At 65.6% G+C, this 19,948-nt stretch carries 20 protein-coding genes; 14 read left to right on the top strand and 6 right to left on the bottom strand.

Annotation, left to right across the window (positions count from 1 at the left end):
- The first annotated feature begins 145 nt into the window (after positions 1 to 145).
- Complete coding sequence (locus G9C89_RS11175; protein ID WP_256674171.1) at positions 146 to 1,006, top strand: extracellular medium-chain-length polyhydroxyalkanoate depolymerase; 861 nt, start codon at positions 146 to 148, stop codon at positions 1,004 to 1,006.
- Between the two features lie 188 nt (positions 1,007 to 1,194).
- Here G9C89_RS11175 and G9C89_RS11180 read toward each other — a convergent pair whose 3' ends face one another.
- Complete coding sequence (locus G9C89_RS11180; protein ID WP_172147967.1) at positions 1,195 to 2,160, bottom strand: CobW family GTP-binding protein; 966 nt, start codon at positions 2,158 to 2,160, stop codon at positions 1,195 to 1,197.
- A 224-nt stretch (positions 2,161 to 2,384) separates the two neighbouring features.
- On the opposite strand from G9C89_RS11180, the gene G9C89_RS11185 reads away from it, so the two are divergent.
- A complete protein-coding gene (locus G9C89_RS11185; RefSeq protein WP_172147968.1) occupies positions 2,385 to 2,738 on the top strand; it encodes an NADH:ubiquinone oxidoreductase in 354 nt (117 codons plus the stop codon).
- A gap of 91 nt (positions 2,739 to 2,829) precedes the next feature.
- On the opposite strand, the gene G9C89_RS11190 is transcribed toward G9C89_RS11185, so the two are convergent.
- The 3 genes from G9C89_RS11190 to dksA all read right to left on the bottom strand — a co-directional run bounded on the left by G9C89_RS11190 (position 2,830) and on the right by dksA (position 5,215).
- Positions 2,830 to 3,480, bottom strand: coding sequence for a DUF1826 domain-containing protein (locus G9C89_RS11190; protein ID WP_172148338.1), 651 nt, complete (start codon positions 3,478 to 3,480; stop codon positions 2,830 to 2,832).
- Positions 3,481 to 3,566: 86 nt separating this feature from the next.
- Complete coding sequence (gene zigA / locus G9C89_RS11195; protein WP_172147969.1) at positions 3,567 to 4,775, bottom strand: zinc metallochaperone GTPase ZigA; 1,209 nt, start codon at positions 4,773 to 4,775, stop codon at positions 3,567 to 3,569.
- 14 nt (positions 4,776 to 4,789) lie between these two features.
- On the bottom strand, positions 4,790 to 5,215 hold the full coding sequence (gene dksA, locus G9C89_RS11200; RefSeq protein ID WP_172147970.1) for an RNA polymerase-binding protein DksA: 426 nt from the start codon (positions 5,213 to 5,215) through the stop codon (positions 4,790 to 4,792).
- Between the two features lie 76 nt (positions 5,216 to 5,291).
- Between dksA and folE2 the strand changes: the two genes are divergently transcribed.
- The 11 genes from folE2 (at position 5,292) to G9C89_RS11255 (ending at position 15,028) form a co-directional block, all read left to right on the top strand.
- A complete protein-coding gene (gene folE2, locus G9C89_RS11205; RefSeq protein WP_172147971.1) occupies positions 5,292 to 6,188 on the top strand; it encodes a GTP cyclohydrolase FolE2 in 897 nt (298 codons plus the stop codon).
- Complete coding sequence (locus G9C89_RS11210; protein ID WP_172147972.1) at positions 6,185 to 6,856, top strand: metal ABC transporter ATP-binding protein; 672 nt, start codon at positions 6,185 to 6,187, stop codon at positions 6,854 to 6,856. The genes folE2 and G9C89_RS11210 overlap by 4 nt, the downstream gene beginning before the upstream one ends.
- Before the next feature lie 40 nt (positions 6,857 to 6,896).
- Positions 6,897 to 7,712: a metal ABC transporter permease gene (locus G9C89_RS11215; RefSeq protein WP_172148339.1), complete on the top strand. Its 816-nt coding sequence runs from the start codon at positions 6,897 to 6,899 to the stop codon at positions 7,710 to 7,712.
- Between the two features lie 10 nt (positions 7,713 to 7,722).
- The gene (locus tag G9C89_RS11220) at positions 7,723 to 8,595 is read left to right on the top strand and encodes a metal ABC transporter substrate-binding protein (protein WP_172147973.1); all 873 of its coding nucleotides are present in this window, start codon (positions 7,723 to 7,725) and stop codon (positions 8,593 to 8,595) included.
- 379 nt (positions 8,596 to 8,974) lie between these two features.
- Entirely contained in the window at positions 8,975 to 9,469 is a 495-nt protein-coding gene (locus G9C89_RS11225) for a GNAT family N-acetyltransferase (RefSeq protein ID WP_172147974.1), read from the top strand.
- A gap of 23 nt (positions 9,470 to 9,492) precedes the next feature.
- On the top strand, positions 9,493 to 9,729 hold the full coding sequence (locus G9C89_RS11230) for a hypothetical protein (protein ID WP_172147975.1): 237 nt from the start codon (positions 9,493 to 9,495) through the stop codon (positions 9,727 to 9,729).
- Between the two features lie 151 nt (positions 9,730 to 9,880).
- Positions 9,881 to 10,285, top strand: coding sequence for a ribonucleotide reductase subunit alpha (locus G9C89_RS11235; RefSeq protein ID WP_172147976.1), 405 nt, complete (start codon positions 9,881 to 9,883; stop codon positions 10,283 to 10,285).
- A gap of 262 nt (positions 10,286 to 10,547) precedes the next feature.
- Positions 10,548 to 11,270 (top strand): hypothetical protein, encoded by a 723-nt coding sequence (locus G9C89_RS11240; RefSeq protein WP_172147977.1) that lies wholly within the window; start codon positions 10,548 to 10,550, stop codon positions 11,268 to 11,270.
- On the top strand, positions 11,267 to 12,262 hold the full coding sequence (locus tag G9C89_RS11245) for a DUF6976 family protein (protein WP_172147978.1): 996 nt from the start codon (positions 11,267 to 11,269) through the stop codon (positions 12,260 to 12,262). Before G9C89_RS11240 ends, G9C89_RS11245 begins: the two co-directional genes overlap by 4 nt.
- Positions 12,263 to 12,386: 124 nt before the next feature.
- Entirely contained in the window at positions 12,387 to 14,294 is a 1,908-nt protein-coding gene (locus tag G9C89_RS11250; protein WP_172147979.1) for a DUF294 nucleotidyltransferase-like domain-containing protein, read from the top strand.
- Positions 14,291 to 15,028 (top strand): 3'-5' exonuclease, encoded by a 738-nt coding sequence (locus tag G9C89_RS11255; protein WP_172147980.1) that lies wholly within the window; start codon positions 14,291 to 14,293, stop codon positions 15,026 to 15,028. Before G9C89_RS11250 ends, G9C89_RS11255 begins: the two co-directional genes overlap by 4 nt.
- Positions 15,029 to 15,228: 200 nt before the next feature.
- Here the strand turns inward: G9C89_RS11255 and G9C89_RS11260 are convergent, their stop codons facing one another.
- A complete protein-coding gene (locus tag G9C89_RS11260) occupies positions 15,229 to 16,896 on the bottom strand; it encodes a BCCT family transporter (RefSeq protein ID WP_172147981.1) in 1,668 nt (555 codons plus the stop codon).
- A 354-nt stretch (positions 16,897 to 17,250) separates the two neighbouring features.
- Here G9C89_RS11260 and cls point away from each other — a divergent pair, with 354 nt between their 5' ends.
- Positions 17,251 to 18,696 (top strand): cardiolipin synthase, encoded by a 1,446-nt coding sequence (cls, locus tag G9C89_RS11265; protein ID WP_390623792.1) that lies wholly within the window; start codon positions 17,251 to 17,253, stop codon positions 18,694 to 18,696.
- On the opposite strand, the gene G9C89_RS11270 is transcribed toward cls, so the two are convergent.
- Positions 18,693 to 19,913: a PepSY-associated TM helix domain-containing protein gene (locus tag G9C89_RS11270; RefSeq protein ID WP_172147982.1), complete on the bottom strand. Its 1,221-nt coding sequence runs from the start codon at positions 19,911 to 19,913 to the stop codon at positions 18,693 to 18,695. The genes cls and G9C89_RS11270 overlap by 4 nt on opposite strands.
- Between the last annotated feature and the right edge of the window lie 35 nt (positions 19,914 to 19,948).

The following is a 19,948-nucleotide window of genomic DNA, read 5'->3' on the forward strand; positions in this document are numbered from 1 at the left end:
GGCGCTGCAGCGCGCAGATGTGGCGGGTTGGCATACTTGACGGAATCGGAATTCATGTTTCTATTTAACAAGCGACAGCAGGGAAGCACAGCGTTTGGTCAGGAGGACAACCCTTAGAAAACCAATAATAGAGTGGAGAACTGTCATGTTTATCACTGCCAAACCGCGTGTCCGCTGGCTGGGCCTGATCACCCTGCTGGCGTGCTGTTGCGCCACCCCGAGCTGGGCCGACTCGCCCTGCAGCGAACGCCAGAAAAGCCTGCTGCTGCCCGGAAAGATCAGTTGCAGTCACCAGTCGACCTGGATTGCCTCAGGCCCCCTGAGCCTGCGCAAGGTGATCTACCAGACCCCGGCCGGTACACCACCTGCGGACGGCTGGCCGGTGGCGCTGTTCTATCAGGGCTCGTTCTTCGCCCTGGACGATTTCGTCTATTACAGCGACGAGTGGCTGGGCAAACTCTACAACGAGGGCAAGACCATCAAGACTCTGCTCGATAACGGTTATGCGGTGATCGCGCCCAGCGCCCCGGCCGACCTGTTCTGGCAGACCAATATCCCCGGTCTGTCGGGAGAGCTGTACCCAAGCAGCACCGACTTCAGCTTCCTGAGCAATCTGTTCCAGGCCATCGACAGCGGTCATTTCGGCCCGCTCAACGGCCAGCGCAAATACGCCACCGGGATCTCCAGCGGCGGCTACAACACCAGCCGCATGGCGGTGTCCTTCCCCGGCCAGTTCAAGGCCCTGGTGGTGCATTCCGGCTCCTACGCCAGCTGCAGCGGTCCGCTCTGCTCGGTGCCGGACGTCTTACCTGCCGATCACCCGCCGACCTACTTCGTCCACGGTTTCGTCGACCTCACCGTGCCCTGGTGGAGCATGGACATGTACTACGACCGCCTGCTCTACCAGGGCATCCCTACAGGCCGCTATACCGAGCCCTTGGGTAACCACGAATGGTTCGACGCCTCACCGGGCAAGGTGCTCGCCTGGTTCAACGCCTACCCCTGACTGAGAGCTTGTGAAAAAACTCTCGCCTACTGCGACCGCCCCCTGACGCCCGCTGCTGGCGTTGCGTTATGCAAAAAACAGGGTCATTTAGCTCACTAAACTCCCCCGTTTTTCGCGTAACGCGCCTTGCCGCGGACACCAGGAGACGCTTCGCTACGGCGCTCGATATTTTCACAACCTCTGAGCGACTAGATCCGGCAGGCCGCCATGCCCCGACGCAGCGTCTCGACCTCCTGGGGCTGATCGAAGATCAGTTCCAGCCGTGAGTCCTTGCGCCATTCGCTGTTTTGCCAGTGCAACGGCTGGCCATCCAGGGCATTGGCCGAGAGCCAGCCGGCATTGGTCTGCAGCACCAGCTTGGCGCGGCGCCAGGCCAAGCTGCCGAGCCACTGCTGCACCTGCATCAGCTCGAAACGCTGACTCGGATGCCAGCGCCAGCCGATGCTCCAGCCTTCGGCTTGTGCCTGAACCTGGCAGATCGGCTCGGCGGGCGTGCGCCAGATCTGCGGCACGGTTGCGGCGACGCTGCCGGGCAGGTCGTCCAGCCCCGTGCCCGCCTCGGCCCGGGCGGCGAAGCCGGGCAGTTGGTGCAAGGGCAAAGCCGCCTGGCTCGTCCATCGCAGCGGGCGTGCCGGCAATTGCGCCTGGATCCGCGCCCTGGTTCCCTCGTCCAGGTTCTCGGCCTTGTTCAGCAGCAACAAGCCGGCACTGCTCAAGGTGGCTTGCTGGCTGTCGGGCAAGCCAGCGCCGGCGGCCAGGGCGGCGGCATCCAGCACCAGCACCGCCGGCTGCACGGCCAACACGCCCAGCCAGGGCGGCTCGCGCAATTGGCGCAACAGCTCTAGCGGATGGCCCAGGCCGGACGGCTCGATCAGCAGGCGATCCGGTCTGGCCTTGCGCAGCAGCCGGCTCAAACCGACCTGAAAGGGCACGCCGTTGACGCAGCACAGGCAACCGCCGGCCACTTCACCCATGGCGATGCCGTCGTCGTCGCTGGTCAGCAGGGCCGCATCCAGGCCAATCAGGCCGAACTCGTTGATCAGCACCGCCCAGCGCTCAGCGGCCGGGCGCTGGGCCAGCAGGTTGCGGATCAGGCTGGTCTTGCCGGCGCCCAGGGGGCCGGCGATCAGGTGGGTGGGGATATTCTTGAGCATGGGCCTATGGTGCGGGTTTGCCTGCCGGGAGAGAACCCCAAGCAGGGCGCAGACTGAATAAAAGTCGCATGCTAGAGTCGGCAAACTGCTTATTGGCCATGCCACCGCACTGTAGGAGCGGCAGGGGCGCCTAGCCCATGCCCGCGAAACGCTATCGCGGCCAGGGGCCGCTCCTACAGAATCCACCTGTACCTGCCATTGCCTGTTTACCGAGGTCTTTAACAATGCGTGCCGTTCTACTGCTTGGCTTGTACCTATTGTCCGGGCTGGCCTGGGGTGAGGCCTGCGTGATCCACAGTCAGGCCGAGCGCCTGGACGTCAAGGTCTGTCAGCAGAATCGCAGCATCCCGCCAAACCTGTTTCGCAGCGGCTTCTGCCAACCGCAACTGAAGGGGCAGAAGGTTGAAGTCGCCTTCGTCGAGCAATGCCCGATCGGCGCCTACGGCGTCTGTCGCAACGCTCAGGTCGGCGGCATGCCCTATCAGCAGGACATTCACTATTACGGCGTGGCCAGCGACGCCGCCTACCTCAAGCCGTTCTGCGAGCGGCAGAGCAAAGGCGTGTGGATGGCGCGCTAGCCACTCCCAAGTAGGGTGCGCCATGCGCACCGATAACAACTCGACTGTCCGCCGGTGCACAAGTCGCACCTTACTCTTGCAGTACCCTGCATCAGGTCAGCCAGTCCAGGGTCAACAACAAGCGCCGCGCGCCTGGTGGCAGTTGCGGCGAGCGGTGAATCAGCCCGCCACCCTCGTTACCGATCCATTTCTCGCCCTTGGCCAGCAGCACATGGCCGGCCGCGGCGCGTTCGATCCGGGCCTCATCCACGGGCTCGGCGGCCGGGTCGCCGAGGTGACGCCTCGTCATCACGCCCTCGCGCAACCACTGGCTGCCAACCCCGGCATAGCTGGTGATCAGGCGCAGCGGCACATGGTCGACGTGAAAGCGCGGGCACATGGCCTTGTCCAGCACGCGCAGGCGCAGGCCGATGCGCTGGGCGTCGAGCAGGCAGGCGAAGGCACTGACCAGCCAGGCCACATCGGCGATAAAGGCCGCGTGGCCGGGCAACTCGCCATAGCCCTGGAGCAGGTCGCCAAGCTCCACCGGGCTCTCCGAGTGCACCAACTCCAGCACCCTGGACTCCGCCAGCGGCTCGCCCCTGGCCAGAAACTGCTCGGCGAACGCGCCGATCGCTGGCGGCAAGCGACGCTGCCAGACGGCCAGGTTGACCTCATCACGCAACACCTCGCCGAGCACCTCGACCTGCTCGCCGACCACCTGCTGCAACGGCTGCCTGGCGGGTATACCCGCCTCCCTCATCCGGCGCAGCGCGCCACCTTCTCCCGGAGGGAGAAGGGCATAAGGATGGCGTCGCTGCGCGACTTTCACATTAATGGGCACGAGCATCAGGCCGCCTCCTCCTCGACCCAGGGGCCGAAGGGATCGGGCAGCGCCCGCCAGGCATCCACGCCCAGGGCCATTTCCGCGTCATCCAGCAGACAGGCATCCAGCTCGGCGGTCAGCCGGGCGAAGTCGATGTTCTGGCCGATAAACACCAGCTCCTGGCGGCAGTCGCCGACCTCGGCGCTCCAGTGCTTCATGATCGCCTGCAGGCCTTCGTCATCGCTCGGCCACTGGCTTTTCGGCACGAAACGCCACCAGCGCCCAGCAAAACCATGGCGCATCAGGCCGCCGGCCTGAGACCAGCTGCCGGCCTCCTGGTACTTGCTGGCCAGCCAGAAGAAGCCCTTGGAGCGCAGCAGGCGGCCATTGCTCCATTCGCGGTTGATGAAATTGAAGAAGCGCTCGGGGTGCAACGGCCGCCGCGCCCGATAGGCGCTGGAGGCGATGCCGTACTCCTCGGTCTCGGGAATGTGCTCGCCGCGCAGTTCCTTGAGCCAGCCCGGTGCCTGGGCCGCGCGCTCGAAGTCGAAGCGGCCGGTATCGAGGATCTTGTTCAGCGGCACCGCGCCCATGGCCATCGGCAGGATCTCGGCGTGGGTGTTGAGGCCACGGAGGATGGCGATCAGCTCCTCGCGCTCATGGCTGCCGATCAGGTCGATCTTGCTCACCAGCAGCACGTCGGCGAACTCCACCTGCTCGATCAGCAGGTCGGTGATCGAGCGCTCGTCGTCCTCGCCGAGGGTTTCGCCACGGCTGGCCAGGCTCTCGGCCTGGTGGAAATCACGGAGGAAGTTGACCCCATCGACCACCGTAACCAGGGTGTCCAGGCGCGCCAGATCGGCCAGGCTCTGGCCCTGTTCGTCACGGAAGGTGAAGGTTTCCGCCACCGGCAGCGGCTCGGAAATGCCGGTGGATTCGATCAGCAGGTAGTCGAAGCGACCGTCCCTGGCCAGGCGGCCGACCTCCTCCAACAAGTCTTCGCGCAGGGTGCAGCAGATGCAGCCGTTGCTCATCTCGATGAGTTTTTCTTCGGCGCGGTTGAGGCTGACATCGCGCTGGACTTCGCTGCCATCAATATTGATCTCGCTCATGTCGTTGACGATCACCGCGACCTTGAGGCCCTCGCGGTTCTTCAGGATGTAGTTGAGCAGGGTGCTCTTGCCGGCACCGAGAAAGCCCGATAGCACGGTCACGGGTAGTCGTTCAGTCATTGCAGGGGTCTCCATCATTGTTCGGCGTGACGCAGGTGTTTTTCTCGCTGTTCCTGGCGTTCCTTGGCTTCGATGCACAGGCTGGCGGTGGGCCGCAGCAACAGGCGCTTGAGGCCGATCGGCTCGCCGGTTTCGCCGCACCAGCCGTATTCGCCACGGGCCAGGCGAGCGAGCGCTTGGTCGAGCTTGTCGAGCAGTTTCTTTTCCCGCTCGAGCTGGCGCAGCTGCCACTGCCGCTGTTCTTCGGCGCTACCGATATCGGCCGGGTCGCTGCTGGTTTCGCGCTCGCGCAGGGCCTCCAACTCCTCGGAAATGCGCGCCTGCAAGTCACCACGCTGGCTCAGCAGCAAGGTGCGGAAGAATTGCTGCTGGGCGTCGTTCATGTAGTCATCGGCCGGCTGGGCGAGCAGCTCGGCTTCGGTAAGCAGGGTCAAGGTCATGGTTCGAATTCGCTGGCGTGACGTTTCAATTGTTATAACATAACATTTAATGTCACTGCCTAGCGCTGGATTTCTGATGAACGCCCTGACTCTGCCGGATATCGCCGCCCAAGCGACTCACCACCAACAACCCCTGGACTGGGTCGGCATGGGCGCAATCGCCCTGCCGCTGCAGTTTGCCGGGCAACGGATCAACGCCCGTGCCGATGCCGGGGTCAGCCTGGATGATGGCGGCGCGCGCGGCATTCATATGTCGCGCCTGTACCTGGCACTGCAGGTCCTGGAGACCGAGAGCCTCAGCCCGCCGTTGCTGCGCCAGCTGCTGGGCGAGTTTCTTGACAGCCACAAAGGCCTGTCGCGGCAGGCCCATATCAGCCTGCGCGGCGAGGCCTTGCTTAGCCGCCCGGCCCTGGTCAGCCCGTTGTCGGGCTGCAAGGCCTACCCCTTCGAAGTGCGTGCACACCAGGATTCATGGGGGTTCCACGTGGAACTGCAGGTGCAGGTCGGCTATTCCTCGACCTGCCCCTGCTCCGCCGCCCTGGCCCGCCAGCTGATCCAGCAGCGCTTTATCGAGGACTTCGCCAACCAGCCGCTCGACCATCAGCAACTGCTGACCTGGCTCGGCTCGACCCAGGGCATTCTGGCCACACCGCATAGCCAGCGCAGCACCGCCACCCTGCAGGTGCGCCTGAGTCCGCAGGCCGATCAACTGCCCTTGATCGAGCTGATCGACCGCGCCGAGCAGGCCCTCGGCACCGCGCTGCAGACCGCGGTCAAGCGCGCCGACGAGCAGGCCTTCGCCCTGGCCAATGGGCAGAACCTGATGTTCTGCGAAGACGCCGCACGGCGCCTGCACAGCGCCCTGTTGCAGCAGCCCGGGCTGAGCGCCTTCAGCCTGCGCGTGGTTCACGCGGAAAGCCTGCACGCCCACGATGCCGTGGCTGCCAGCAGCTGGAACTGGAGCCCGACATGATCCGCTGCCAGCACCTGCAATGGGGGCCGAGCGGCCAGCCGCTGACCCCGCCGCTGGATCTGCAACTGCCCAGCGGCAGCCTGACCGGGCTGATCGGCAGCAACGGTTGCGGCAAGAGCAGCCTGCTCAAGGTGATCGCCGGCCTGCAACAACCGCTGCGCGGACGCCTCGAACTGGGCGTGCCGCGTCTCGGGGGCGTGGCCTATCTGGTGCAACAGCAGGCCCTCGACCGGCAATTCCCGATCAGCCTGCAGAGCCTGGTCAGCGCCGGCTTCTGGCGCAGCCCGCTGAACCGCCGCGCACGCCGGGCGCGCCTGCAACAGGTACTCACCGACTGGGGTCTGCTCAACCTGCAGCGACAACCGCTGCAGGCGCTGTCCGGCGGCGAGCTGCAGCGCGCGCTGCTGGCACGGCTGAGCCTGACCGATGCCCGGGTGTTGCTGCTGGATGAACCCGAAGCGGCGCTGGACGATCACGGCCAGGCCCTGCTCTGGCAGCATATCCAGCGCTGGCAGGCCGAGGGCCGCACCCAGCTGCTGGTCAGCCATGACCTCGCCAGCCTCAGCCAGCGCCTGGACAACGCCCTGCAGCTGTCGCGCAGCGGTTGCCGCTTCGCGCCGATCCGCCAGCTGATCGGCCAGCGCCCGTCCTTGGAACAGGTGGCCTAGGGTGGAACTGCTGTGGGCACCCTTCGTCGAATTCGCCTTTATGCGCCGCGCCCTGCTCGGCGGCGTGGTACTGGCGCTGAGCGCCGCGCCGCTGGGGGTGTTTCTGATCCTGCGCCGCCTGAGCCTGATCGGCGACGCCATCGCCCACGGCATCCTGCCCGGTGCCGCCATCGGCTTCTGGCTGTTCGGCCTGAGCCTGCCGGCCCTGACCCTCGGCGGTCTGGTCGCCGGCCTGGGCATGGCCGGCCTGGCCGCCTGGATCACCCGCCATACCGGCCTGCGCGAAGATGCCAGCCTGGCGGCCATCTACCCGATTTCCCTGGCCAGCGGCGTACTGCTGCTGGGCCTGGCCGGACGCCAGCTCGACCTGCTGCACCTGCTGTTCGGCTCGGTATTGGCCGTCGATCAAAGCACGCTCGACGGCATGCTGCTGGTCTCGCTCGGCAGTCTGCTGGGCCTGGCGCTGATCTACCGCTGGCTGCTGCTGGACAGCCTCGACCCGCTGTTTCTCGCCAGCGTCAGCCGCTTCGGCCCGCTGGCCTACGGCCTGTTCCTGACCCTGGTGGTGCTCAACCTGGTGATCGGCTTCCAGGCCATAGGCGCACTGATGGTGGTCGGCCTGATGATGCTGCCGGCCGCCGCCGCGCGCTTCTGGAGCGGCCACCTGCCCTGCCTGCTGCTGCTCGCCGCACTGACCGGCGCGACCTGCGTCTGGCTCGGCCTGCTGCTGTCCTATTACGCCAACCTGCCCAGCGGTCCCTGCATCGTGTTGCTGGCCGGCCTGGCCTATGCCCTTTCCGTGCTGTTCGGCCCGCTCAACGGCCTGCTGCGCGCCCAGCCCTTACCGTCACCCTGAGGAACGCTCCATGCGTGTATTGATCGCCCTGTTCGTCCTGTTCGCGTCGCTGCCCCTGAACGCAGAGGAGAAACTCAAAGTCGTCACCAGTTTCAGCATTTTGGCCGATATTACCCGACAGATAGCCGGAGATAAGCTCGAACTGCGCAATCTGGTCGGGGCCGATGCCGACGCCCACCTCTACCAGCCGAGCGCCGACGATGCCAAGGCCGTGCTCAACGCCGACCTGATCATCGCCAACGGCCTGGGCTTCGAGCCCTGGCTGCAGCGCCTGATCGCCAGCAGCGAGGCCCCCGGCACACGGCTCGACGCCAGCGCCGGGGTGCTGCCGCTGATGCTCGATGAAGACGGCGACAAGGTCCCCGACCCCCATGCCTGGCAGAACCTGGCCAATGCCGAGATCTATGTGCAGAACATCGCCAAGGCGCTGAGCCAGGCCGACTCGGCCAATGCCGCCTATTACAGCGCCCGCCGCGATGCCTACCTGGGCGAGATCCGCGCCCTGCTCGGCGAGGCACGCCAGGGTCTCGGCCAACTGCCGCCGGCCCAGCGCAGCATCATCACCAGCCACGACGCCTTCGCCTACCTGGGCCAGGCCTACGGCCTGAATTTCATCGCGCCCCAAGGGCTTTCCACCGAAGACGAGCCCTCGGCCGCCGAAGTGGCCGCCCTGATCCGGCAGATCCGCGCCGACGGCGTGCGCGCGGTGTTCGTGGAAAACATCCGCGACCCGCGGCTGATCGAGCAGATAGCCAACGAAGCCGGGGCCAAGGTCGGCGGCACCCTCTACTCGGACGCCCTGGCCAGCACAGGCCCGGCCAGCAGCTACCTGGGCATGTTCAGGCACAATCTCGACACCCTGCTGGCCGCGCTCAAGCCATAAGGCACGGGCGGCGCCAGCCGCCGATTTACCTGCCCTCGCCTGCCGGGACCTGCCGACCTTCTCGTCGTGCAGGACTTACCTGATGTTCATCGGACAACTGGCCTGGGAAATCGGCAAAGCCCATGACCTGTGGACGGCGGCGGTGCTGCCTGGGGCGCTGAACTGCTTGCCAGGCTGACCGGCAAACCGGCGCACCTGACCCGGAGCCAGGTGCGCACCTTCTATGGCGTCAAACAGGAATACGCCATCCGTAAGGCCTGTGAACAGGCTTACCAGCCCAAATCCCCCTCTGCGGCCTTGCGCGAAACCTTCGTGTATTTACAGCGGCGACAATCTGCTTGAGGCTGTGCGCTCTCACATCAACCGAACCTCACAGCCCATGCCCAGCCATCCGGCCTTTACCTTGCGCGGTTACCACGCCCAGGATCTGCAGGCGTTAGTCGAGCTGTTCAGCGCCGCGGTGCATCAACTCGGCGCCGCTGACTATGAGCAGACCCAGCGCCAGGCCTGGGCACCGGCGCAAGCAGACATGCCCGCCTGGAAAACTCGTCTAGCGGCCCTGGAGCTGTTAATCGCCGAAGATAGCCGGCAACTCGCCGGTTTTATCGGTTTTACCAGCGATGGCCATATCGACCTGCTGTTCACCGCCCCGCGCTATGCGCGCCAAGGCGTAGCCGCGATGCTGTATGCGGCCGCGCAAACGCGCATAGAAGCCGCGGGGGCCACTTCGGTCTTTACCGAAGCCAGCCTGACGGCGCGACCCTTCTTTGCGCGCCAGGGCTTTTCTGTGGAACAGGCACAGACGGTGGTGCGCGGCGCTGTTACCTTGCAGCGCTTCGCCATGCGCAAGCCACTGCGCCCCCTGAATGGCTGAGCGACAGCCAGCCCGGAGTAGCCATGACTCATCTGACCTGGACGGGGCTTGCACTGGTACTGCTGGCAGTCGCGGCTCTGGCCTGCTGGAACTGGCGCAGTAACCGCCAACTCCAGCAGCTGGATCAGCGCATCCGCCGGCAGCGCGAATTGCTCGAGCAAATCGACAGCGTGCTGGAAAACCCGCACCTCAGCGAAGAACAACAGCTGATCAGGAGCGAAGCCCTGCTGGCCAAGCTGCGGGAAAGCAGCAAGCCCTGAACGGCCGTCGCAGTGGCCGCGACCGCAAGCCCTGGCAGGCACCGAGCTGCGCGACGCGCCATCTATATCTTAAGAGATATGGTCAAGAGCCGACGACGCGTGGCAGTGTGGGCTATCGCATCGCTCATTTTTTTCGTACGGATGGACTGTCATGGATATTGCCGAATTCGCCGACCTGCTGGCCGCCGCCAAGGCCCAGCCGGAACCGCAACGCTTGCTGCTGGTGTTCGTTTCCGCCGAGCTGCCGGAAGATGCGACCGAAGAGGAACGCCAGCGCCACGCCGAGAACCAGGGCGGCTCGCTCAAGCCGGTGCTGTGCGTCGACAAGCTGCCGGACGAGCTGGTGGATTTTGCCGGGCTGCTGGCCGAGTCCAGCCGTACCGGGGTGGCCTGGGACCTGGTGTTCGCCGCCGGCCTGGCCGGGCGCGCAGGCATGGTGCCGAGCAGCGACGAGGCTGAGCAGCCCTTGAAGATGATGGTCGGGGCCATCGAGGCCGGCAGCATCGGCAACTTCGTCGCCTTCGACCGCGAGGGGCATGCGGTGAGTTTCTACTAGCCGCCGATCGAATCAAACCCTGTGAGTATCCCGTTACGCGTTGCTGCTGGCCCCGGATCTCGATGCCGGGGTAGCGCGGGCAGGAGGCGTTTGGTGCGCCCGGCGCTCCCTACCCGAGCCGGCGCCAACGCCTCTTTCCTGTACCTGTCGAACGAGCGGCCCGCTGCGCAAGTAGCAACGACTTAGTGCCAAGGTTGGCTGGCTCGCTGCGCGTCCCCATGTGAAGGTCCCTGGACTGGTAAACCACAACAGGGAGGTCCGGGTGAAAGACGCAGAATTGTGCCGCTGGTTGCTGGAAGTGAACGAGCCCTGGGAGGTCAGCCGGGTTCGTGTCGATACCCACAGCCGCGAGCTGCATGCCTACCTGAGCACCGGCAAAACCTGGTTCGGCCGCTACCTCGGCGAACAGCCGCGCTCACGCTGGCGGCATCTCAATATCGGCGCCTACAAGACCTATATCCATGCCAGCCTGCCAGAGCAGGACGGCCAGGCAGCGCAAGCCTTCCTCGGTAAAAGCGCCAGCGACTTCACCCATGGCCTGGCCCGACGGGTGATCCAGTGCCTGCAGGATGGCCTGCGCTATCGCCAGGTCTGCGCCCTGCTGGATATCGACATTCACCTCGCCTGGCAGATTAAGCATGCGATCGAGTCCGGCCAGTTGGCCGCGACGGATACGGACCTGCGGGCGCGCCTGCAACTGGACGATCCGGCGGGGCAAACCGCCAGCACGATTCCCGCCAGCGACGACGGCATATGGCTGCGCCTGCTGGCGCTGGATTGCCCGTTCGAGATTCGCCTGCTGAGCCTGAAACTGCTGCTGGCTCGCGCCCGCCAGGACTTTGCCAGGGCCCATGACCCGGATATGCAGAGCCTCAGGATCAACGAACTGCGACGCTTCTTCATCAAACACGAAAAGCACCTGGAGCATGAGATCGCCCAGCTGAACAACGACCGGCAGCAGGCCACGGAGGGCGACCAGCCATGAGCAACGCCACAGCGACAAGCGTACTGCTGGATCTGCGCCAGGCCAGCGCCCTAATCGAACGCGGCGAAACCCTGGCCATCGCCGGCCACCTCGAGTGCCTGGCGGCGCTGCCCAAGGGTAACTGGATCGGCGGCACCACCCCCTACTTCATGGCCAGCGAGGGCGGCACCTGTCGCCTCGACCGGGTGTTCGTCCAGCCCTTCGGCCAGCAGGTCGGCGAGATCGCCTGCTATGACCGCGAGCGGCTACCGCACATGCTCGAAGACGCCCCGGAAAATGGCTTCAGCATCGTCATTCTGCCGGCCGGCAGTGCCGTGCTCGAGGACTATGCCCGCGAGGCACCGAATTACCCGGACATGTACATCAAGCCGATTGCCGGCTGGGTGGCGGGCGTGCACCTGGATCAGCTGGGCAGCGCCCAGGCCCAGGTGATCGACGGCCGCAGCGGGCGCTGTTACGTCGACCAGGCCATCGTCCTGCACATCCCCCTGCCGCCCGACCAGACGGCGCTGGTGCATGCGGTGAACCTGTTCAAGCCCGGCGCGGGACCGACGCTGAGCTTCGACGAGACCGGCTTTGCCGCCCGCGACTGCCTGATCGATGGCGTGCGCGGCAGCTTGCTGGAGCTGATTCGCGAACGCGGCATCGACACCCGCCTGCCGCTGGTGGCCGACTACTGCGGGGCCATGATCAATGTCAGCATCCAGTCGCTGGAGTCAGAGCCGGGTCTGGTGTCCTTCTACGCGCCGGTGTTTGCCGGGGTGGACTACCGTTTCGCCGACGCGGTCGAGGACTACAGCGCGCGCTTTCTGCAGGCCATGCCCCGCGACGGCGGGCCCATCCTGTTCGGCTGCAACTGCATCCTCAACTACCTCTATTCGCAGTTGCAGGGCCGCCAGACGGCGCGACTCACCGGCCCCATCACCTTCGGCGAAGTCGCCTACCAGCTGCTCAACCAGACGGCGGTCTACCTGACGCTCGAGCACAACTGAACGACCCGTGACCGAGAAACCATCGCCTGCCCGGCGCTGGACGCGTTATGGTTAGCAGGCCATCACGAACCAGCCAGGGCGCGACGGGCGCCGCTCGACCGCCCGCCACCCTCAAGAGGCCCGCATGCAGATCGAGTTGATCGAAATCCGCGACCACCTGCAGCGCTTCCCCCCCTTCGACGGACTGCCCGAAGACAGCCTCGACGAGATCGCCCGCCAGGTGGAGGTCGCCTACTTCAAGGCCGGTAGCGAGATCCTCAGCTTCGGTGCGCAGATCCACGAGCTGCACTATGTGCGCAGCGGCGCGGTGGAGATCTACCGTCGCAGCGGCGCCCTCTACAATCGCCTGACCGAGGGCGACATCTTCGGCCAGTTCGGCCTGCTGCGCGGGCACAAGGTGCGGCTGCCGGCCCGTGCCATCGAAGACAGCCTGATCTATTTCATTCCCGGCCGCCTGTTCGAGCAGCTCTGCGAGGCCCATGACTTCTTCGCCGACTTCGTCGAGGCCGAGGGCCAGTCGCGCCTGAAGTCGGCGGTGGACAGCCAGGGCAAGGCCAGCGAACTGATGAAGATCAAGGTGCGCCGGCTGGTCTCCCGGCAAGCGGTCAGCGTGCCCCTGGACACCCCGGTGCAGCAGGCCGCGCGGGTGATGACCGAGCAGAGCGTGTCCTCCCTGGTGATCGTCGACCCACAGGCCAGCGGGTCCGAGCCCAGCGACATGCCGGCAACCGAGCAACAGGGCCAGCTGATGGTCGGCATCGTCACCGACCGCGACCTGCGCTCCCGGGTAGTGGCCGAGGGCCTGGCCGCGAACACCCCGGTCAGCCAGGTGATGACGCCCAGCCCGATCACCCTGCAGGCCGACGCCTCGGTGTTCGAGGCCATGCTGTGCATGCTGCGGCATAACATCCATCACCTGCCGGTGGTGTACCGGCGGAGGCCGGTGGGGGTGATCAACCTGGCGGACATCATCCGATACGAATCGCAAAGCAGCCTGTACCTGGTCAACAGCATCTTCAACAGACAGTCGGTAGCCGAGCTCAAGGCCTTGCTGCCGGACTTGCGCGCCACCTTCGTGCGCATGGTCAACGACGAGGCCAGCGCGCACATGATCGGCAGCGCCATGTCGGGCATCGGCCGCAGTTTCACCCAGCGCCTGCTGGAGCTGGCCGAGCAGCAGTTCGGCCCGCCGCCGGTGCCCTACTGCTTCATGGCCCTGGGCTCCATGGCCCGCGACGAGCAACTGCTGGTCACCGACCAGGACAACGCCCTGGTCCTCGACAACCGCTTCGACCCGCGGGTCCACGACGAGTATTTCCTCAAGCTGGCGACCTTCGTCAGCGACGGCCTGGCGGCCTGCGGCTACAGCTACTGCAAGGGCGGGATCATGGCCACCAACCCCCAGTGGCGCCAGCCGTTGCGGGTGTGGAAGGGCTATTTCAACCAGTGGATCGACCGCCCCAACCCGCAGACCCTGCTCAACAGCTGCATCTTCTTCGACCTCGACAGCGTCCATGGCGAAACCGAGCTGGTCGAGAGCCTCAAGGATCTGCTCGCGGAAAAGGCCAGCCGCAACCCGCTGTTTCTCGCCAGCCTGGCGCGCAATGCCCTCAACCGCACCCCGCCGCTGGGCTTCTTCCGCACCTTCGTGATGGAAAAGGATGGCCAACAGAACAACATCATCAACCTCAAGGGTCGCGGCACCGCGCCGCTCACCGACCTGATCCGCGTGCACGCCCTGGCCTGTGGCTCCAAGGCGCAGAACTCCAACGAGCGGCTGGACGCCATCGCCGCCACCAAGCTGATGCCCCAGGAGGCCATCAGCAAGCTGCGCTACGCCCTGGAGTTCCTCTCCATCGTGCGCATCCGCCATCAGGCCATGGACCTCGAGGCCGGCCGCGAGCCGGACAACTACATCGAGCCGGAAAAGGTCTCTGCCAGCGAGCGTTACAACCTCAAGGAAGCCTTCCAGGTGCTCAGCAATGCGCAGAAATTCCTGCGCTTCCGCTACCCGGCAAGCTGTTCCCTGTGAAGCGGCCCGGTGTCCCGCGTAGAACCACTCATGCAGCACCTGCGGACTGGCAGAACCTCTTCACCCGGCTCGCGCAAACGGCCAAGGATCCACGTCTGAGCGCCTTCTATCAGGCCGGCGCGGTGGCCGCCGACACCCCGCTGGAGCAGGTGCCGCTGGTGGCGCTGGACGTGGAAACCACCGGCCTGGATTGCCGCCGCCACTCGATCGTCAGCCTCGGCCTGGTGCCCTTCAACATGGCGCGCATCCGCTGCGGCCAGGCGCTGTACTGGGTGGTCAAGCCGGTTTCCGAGCTGAGCAGCGAGTCGGTCACCTTCCATCACATCACCCACAGCGACATCCGCGATGCACCCAGGCTGACGACCATTCTCGGCGAACTGCTGACGGCCATGGCCGGCAAAGTGATGGTGGTGCATTACCGCACGCTCGAGCGCGGCTTTCTCGACCAGGCGGTCCGTCAGCATCTGGGCGAGGCGCTGCACTTCCCGGTGATCGACACCATGGAACTGGAGGCCCGGCTGCACCGCCGTCAACGCCAGCCGGGCTGGCTCGACCGCCTGTGCGGCCGCCAGCCGACCTCCATCCGCCTGGCCGACAGCCGCCTGCGCTATGGCCTGCCGCTGTACCAGGCGCACCACGCCCTGACCGATGCCCTGGCCACGGCGGAGCTGTTGCAGGCGCAGGTCGCCAGCCACTATTCGCCGACCACACCGGTCGGCGCGTTGTGGAGCTGAGCGGGTTGTTGCGCATCATCTTGTGGGAGGGGCTGGGCGACACTCCGCTTTAGCCGCGAGTTCTTAACCAGAGGGCCAAAAGCATCGCGGCTAAAGCCCCTCCCACAATGATTGCTGTGGTGGCTCAAGCGGCCCAGCCCTGCGTAATGTCGCTCACAAAAAACGCGCCCGAAGGCGCGTTTTGCATTACCCAGCAGCAGTCAGCGCGGCTCGCTCAGCAAGCCTTTGACGATCGACACGCAGCCCACCAGCAAGACGATGGTGAACGGCAGGCCGGTGGACACCGCCATCGCCTGCAAGGCCACCAGGCCGCCGCCAAGCAGCAGGGCGATGGCGACCACGCCCTCCATGATGGCCCAGAAGGCCCGTTGCGGAATCGGCGCATTGACCTTGCCGCCGGCGGTGATGGTATCGATCACCAGCGAGCCCGAGTCCGACGAGGTGACGAAGAACACGATCACCAGGACGATGCCGATAAAGGAGCTGATCTCGGCCAACGGCAACTGCTCCAGCATGACGAACAGCTTCAGCTCCAGCGCGGCATCCTCCACCCCGGTGAAACCGGCGCCGACCAGTTGGCCAATGCCGGTGCCACCGAAGGCGGTCATCCACAGCACCGAGGCCAGGGAAGGCACCAACAGCACCGCCACCAGGAACTCGCGCACCGTGCGACCGCGGCTGACCCGGGCGATGAACATGCCGACGAAGGGCGACCAGCTGATCCACCAGGCCCAGTAGAAGGCGGTCCAGCCCTGGCTGAAGTTGGCGTCTTCGCGGCCGATGGGGTTGGACAGCTCGGGCAGATAGGCCAGGTAGCTGCCCAGGTTGCTGAAGAAGCCGGTGACGATCGCCAGCGTCGGACCCACCAGAATGATGAAGCCGAGCAACAGGATGGCCAGCACCATGTTGATTTCCGACAGGCGCTTGACGCCCTTGTCCAGGCCGGCCAGTACCGACATCAGGGCAATCGCGGTAATGCCGATGATCAGCAGCACCTTGCTGGTATCGTTCGCGGTAATGCCGAACAGGTGATCGAGGCCGGCAGCCGCCTGCTCGGCGCCCAGGCCCAGGGAAGTGGCCAGGCCGAACAGGGTGGCGAACACCGCGAGGATGTCGACCACATGCCCCGGCCAGCCCCACACCCGCTCACCGAGCAGCGGGTAGAAAATCGAGCGGATGCTCAGCGGCAGGCCCTTGTTGAACGAGAACAGCGCCAGGGCCAGGGCCACAATCGCGTAGATCGCCCAGGGGTGCAGGCCCCAGTGGAAGATGGTGGAGGCCATCGCCAGGCTCGCGGCCTCCTGCGCATTGCCGGCGGCGGCGCCCAGCGGCGCCCAGTCGGTGCGCAAACCATCCTCGCCGAGACTGACTCCGCCCATGGCCGAGGAAAAGTGCGACATCGGCTCGGCCACGCCATAGAACATCAGGCCGATGCCCATGCCCGCGGCGAACAGCATGGAAAACCAGCCGGCATAGGAATAGTCGGGCGTCGCCTCCTTGCCACCCAGGCGTACCTTGCCCAGCGGCGAGACGATCAGAAACAGGCAGAGCAGGACGAAGATATTGGCCGAACCGAGAAAGAACCAGGCCAGGTTAGCGGTCAGCCAATCGCGCATGGCACCGAACAGCGGTTCGACTTGGCTTTGCAACGCCAGGGCCAGGACCACGAACAGCACCACGGTCAGGGCCGAGATACTGAAGACCTTGCCGTGGATATCCAGGTTGAACAGGAACCGGCCCTTGATGTTGTCCTGGCCGACCACATAGTCGGTATCGATCAGATTGGCAGCCCCGCTCGGGGCCGGAATGCCACCCGGTATTTCCGCTTCTGGCTGTGGCGTCGTGTCATGCAAAGGGGGTCTTCCCATGTGGAGTTCTCCTTGAGGCATTTAACTCGCTGGCAAGCACAAGAAGGACGGATACGCCCAACTTACAACTCCTCGCGACCGGAAAACTTTTCCGGTTAGCCGGCCAGGGTAACAGGCCTACCCCATGCCTGCCGGCCACAGGCCGGCATTCGCAGGCCAAATGCCGTCATCCACCGACTCGGAGCTTGTGAAAAAATCCAGCGCAGCCGCGGGCGTTTGGAGGCGTTCGCAGAGACAGTCGCAGTAGGCGAGAGTTTTTTCACAAGCTCTGAGGACTTGGCGCATGCCGCCCTGTTGGTGCCACACTGCAGGGGTAACAGATTCGCCACCCGGCATCAGCGCACAGGAACCGGCATGCCCCTGGACTTCGCGATCCCCAATCTATTCGCCTACCTGATCGCCGTGATCCACGCCCTCGGCATGCTCGCGGCCGTGCATGCCGTGCTGACCGTACGCACCGCCCAGGGCGCTCTGGCCTGGGCGATGTCGCTGTTCTTCATGCCCTACCTGACCCTGTTGCCTTACCTGGTGTTCGGCCGCAGCCGCTTCGATGCCTATATCAAGGCCCGGCGCCACGCCGACAAGCAGATGCACCAGGCCATGGCCGCGCTGAACTGGCGACCCTGGGTCGACGAAGCCCTGAGCGCCAGTGCCGCGCCGGTCTACCAGCAACTGCGTGCCCTGCCCCGGCTGGGCCTGATGCCCTGCCTGGCGAACAATCAGGTGCAGTTGCTGATCGATGGCGAGGCGGCCTTCGCCGCGATCTTCAGCGCCCTGGCCAGCGCGCGCAAGGTGATCCTGTTGCAGTTCTTCATCGTCCGCGACGACCGCCTCGGCCAGCGTCTGCAGGACCTGCTGCTGGAGCGCGCGGCCGCCGGCGTGCAGGTTTTCGTGCTCTATGACGACATCGGCAGCCACGCCCTGCCGCGCCATTTCAGCGAGAAGATGCGCGCCGGCGGCATCCAGGTCCACGCCTTCACCACCGGCGGCGGGCTGCTCAGTCGCTTCCAGCTGAACTTCCGCAACCACCGCAAGATTGTGGTGGTCGATGGCGAATGTGGCTTTCTCGGCGGGCTCAATATCGGCGACGAATACCTCGGCCACAAGCCGCCCCTGGCGCCCTGGCGCGACACCCATGTCGAGGTGCGCGGGCCGGTCGTCGCCTGCCTGCAGGAGTCCTTTGCCGAAGACTGGTTCTGGGCCACTCGCCAATTGCCGCCGCTGTTGCTGCCCGAGGCCTACCCGGGCGAGGGCATGCTCTGCCAGCTGATCGCCAGCGGCCCGGCCGACCCACAGGAAACCTGCGCACTGCTGTTCGTCGAGGCGATCCACAGTGCCCGCGAGCGGGTGTGGATCACCAGCCCCTATTTCATCCCCGACGAGGCGCTGTTCGCCGCCTTGCGCCTGGCCGTGCTGCGCGGCGTCGATGTGCGCATCCTGCTGCCGGCGCGGCCCGACCACCGGGTGGTCTACGCTGCCTCCAGCCTGTATGCCTTCGAGGCCTTGCGCGCCGGGATCCGGGTATTCCGCTACCAGCCGGGCTTCCTGCACCAGAAGGTCATGCTGATCGACAGCAGCGTCGTCGCCATCGGCAGCGCCAATCTGGACAATCGTTCGTTCCGCCTGAATTTCGAGATCACCCTGCTGACCTTCGACCCCGGCTTTGCCACCGAGGTCGAACAGATGCTCGAAGAAGACCTGCGCAATTGCCGCGAACTGATAGGCGCCGACCGCCTCGACCTGCATCGCCTGCAACAGCTCGGCATGCGCGTGGCGCGGCTGATTTCGCCGATCCTCTAGCAGGCGGCAGGCGTCTCGGCCAGCGCCTGCCGACTGCGCTGCCCGCCGAGTGCCCGCGAACGACGCTTCCTCGCCCAGATGACCACCCCGGTCAGCGACAGCATGGCCACCGCCAGGCCCAGTAGCGACACCAGGATGCGCCCCGGCAGGCCGAGGATGCGCCCCGAGTGCAGAGGGAACTGCGCCTGCATGAAGATATCCCCGGCGCTACCGCTGCCCGGTATCAGGGTGCCCGCGATGGCGCCGCTCTGGCCGTCCAGGTACAGCCAGGGATTGCCCAGGCCGCCGTCGCCGTGGTCGTTCTGCGCGGTGTAGAAACCGACGCCATAGACATCGAATTCCGGCGAATAGAACAGCCCGCCGGCCGGGTGCTCCAGGCCCAGGCGTGCCGCTTCGGCTGCCGCCAGACTGACCGCTTCGGCGCGGCTGATGCCCGGTTGTTTCTGCTCATCGAGGCTGACCGGGGTGCGGCTGGCGAAGGGGCTGGGGGTCAGCGGCGAGAACAGCTCGACCAGCGGGCGGGTCACCTGCACGTTGAGGTTCATCGACACCGAGGTCACCGCCAGGACCAGCAGCAGGGCCCAGATCCACACGCCGCCGGAACGGTGCAGGTCGAAATTGAGCTTGTAACCGCCCTGCTGCCAGCGAAAGACGAACGACTTGCGCCAGGCGCGCCAGCTTGGAAATGACAGCCACAGGGCGACAAAGGCGTCCAGGCTCCAGACGATGGCGACGATGCCGAACAGCAGAATGCCCAGCTCGAGGCCGAAACCGTCGGGGATATGCAGGCTGTAGTGCAGCTTGTAGAGGAACGGCATCAGATTCTCGCGGCTCAACGACAGCGCGCCCCACAGGCGCCGACCCTGCTCCTCGCCGGTCACCGGGTCGAGGGCCAGCTGATTGAAATCCAGCTCATAGGCCTTGCCGGTGGCCGGGTCGACCCGCGGATTGACGCTGACGCCGAAGGCGTGACCCGGCTCGGTGTACAGCGGCATGAAGCCGACCTGCACCCGCGGGTCGCGCGCCTCCAGCTGGGCGGCCAGGGCCTCGGGCGACTGCAGCGGGCCGGCACTGCGGGATTCGAACAGCTGCGGATTGAGCCACTCGTCGATCTCGTGATCCCAGGAGATCACCGCGCCGGTCAGGCCGGAGACGAACAGGAACACTGCGATAAACAGGCCGAACCAACGGTGCAGAACAACAAAGGCGGAACGCATGGGCTTTCTCGTCGAGGTAGGCGGCCATGCCTGCC

The organism is Pseudomonas tumuqii (assembly GCF_013184545.1).
Taxonomy (GTDB): domain Bacteria; phylum Pseudomonadota; class Gammaproteobacteria; order Pseudomonadales; family Pseudomonadaceae; genus Aquipseudomonas; species Aquipseudomonas tumuqii.

Excerpts from the sequence above, each read along its gene's own strand:
- G9C89_RS11175 (WP_256674171.1), top strand. The coding sequence starts at position 146 with ATGTTTATCACTGCCAAACCGCGTGTCCGCTGGCTGGGCCTGATCACC.
- G9C89_RS11180 (WP_172147967.1), bottom strand. The coding sequence starts at position 2,160 with ATGCTCAAGAATATCCCCACCCACCTGATCGCCGGCCCCCTGGGCGCC.
- G9C89_RS11185 (WP_172147968.1), top strand. The coding sequence starts at position 2,385 with ATGCGTGCCGTTCTACTGCTTGGCTTGTACCTATTGTCCGGGCTGGCC.
- G9C89_RS11190 (WP_172148338.1), bottom strand. The coding sequence starts at position 3,480 with ATGAGGGAGGCGGGTATACCCGCCAGGCAGCCGTTGCAGCAGGTGGTC.
- zigA (WP_172147969.1), bottom strand. The coding sequence starts at position 4,775 with ATGACTGAACGACTACCCGTGACCGTGCTATCGGGCTTTCTCGGTGCC.
- dksA (WP_172147970.1), bottom strand. The coding sequence starts at position 5,215 with ATGACCTTGACCCTGCTTACCGAAGCCGAGCTGCTCGCCCAGCCGGCC.
- folE2 (WP_172147971.1), top strand. The coding sequence starts at position 5,292 with ATGAACGCCCTGACTCTGCCGGATATCGCCGCCCAAGCGACTCACCAC.
- G9C89_RS11210 (WP_172147972.1), top strand. The coding sequence starts at position 6,185 with ATGATCCGCTGCCAGCACCTGCAATGGGGGCCGAGCGGCCAGCCGCTG.
- G9C89_RS11215 (WP_172148339.1), top strand. The coding sequence starts at position 6,897 with ATGCGCCGCGCCCTGCTCGGCGGCGTGGTACTGGCGCTGAGCGCCGCG.
- G9C89_RS11220 (WP_172147973.1), top strand. The coding sequence starts at position 7,723 with ATGCGTGTATTGATCGCCCTGTTCGTCCTGTTCGCGTCGCTGCCCCTG.
- G9C89_RS11225 (WP_172147974.1), top strand. The coding sequence starts at position 8,975 with ATGCCCAGCCATCCGGCCTTTACCTTGCGCGGTTACCACGCCCAGGAT.
- G9C89_RS11230 (WP_172147975.1), top strand. The coding sequence starts at position 9,493 with ATGACTCATCTGACCTGGACGGGGCTTGCACTGGTACTGCTGGCAGTC.
- G9C89_RS11235 (WP_172147976.1), top strand. The coding sequence starts at position 9,881 with ATGGATATTGCCGAATTCGCCGACCTGCTGGCCGCCGCCAAGGCCCAG.
- G9C89_RS11245 (WP_172147978.1), top strand. The coding sequence starts at position 11,267 with ATGAGCAACGCCACAGCGACAAGCGTACTGCTGGATCTGCGCCAGGCC.
- G9C89_RS11250 (WP_172147979.1), top strand. The coding sequence starts at position 12,387 with ATGCAGATCGAGTTGATCGAAATCCGCGACCACCTGCAGCGCTTCCCC.
- G9C89_RS11260 (WP_172147981.1), bottom strand. The coding sequence starts at position 16,896 with ATGGGAAGACCCCCTTTGCATGACACGACGCCACAGCCAGAAGCGGAA.
- cls (WP_390623792.1), top strand. The coding sequence starts at position 17,251 with ATGCCCCTGGACTTCGCGATCCCCAATCTATTCGCCTACCTGATCGCC.
- G9C89_RS11270 (WP_172147982.1), bottom strand. The coding sequence starts at position 19,913 with ATGCGTTCCGCCTTTGTTGTTCTGCACCGTTGGTTCGGCCTGTTTATC.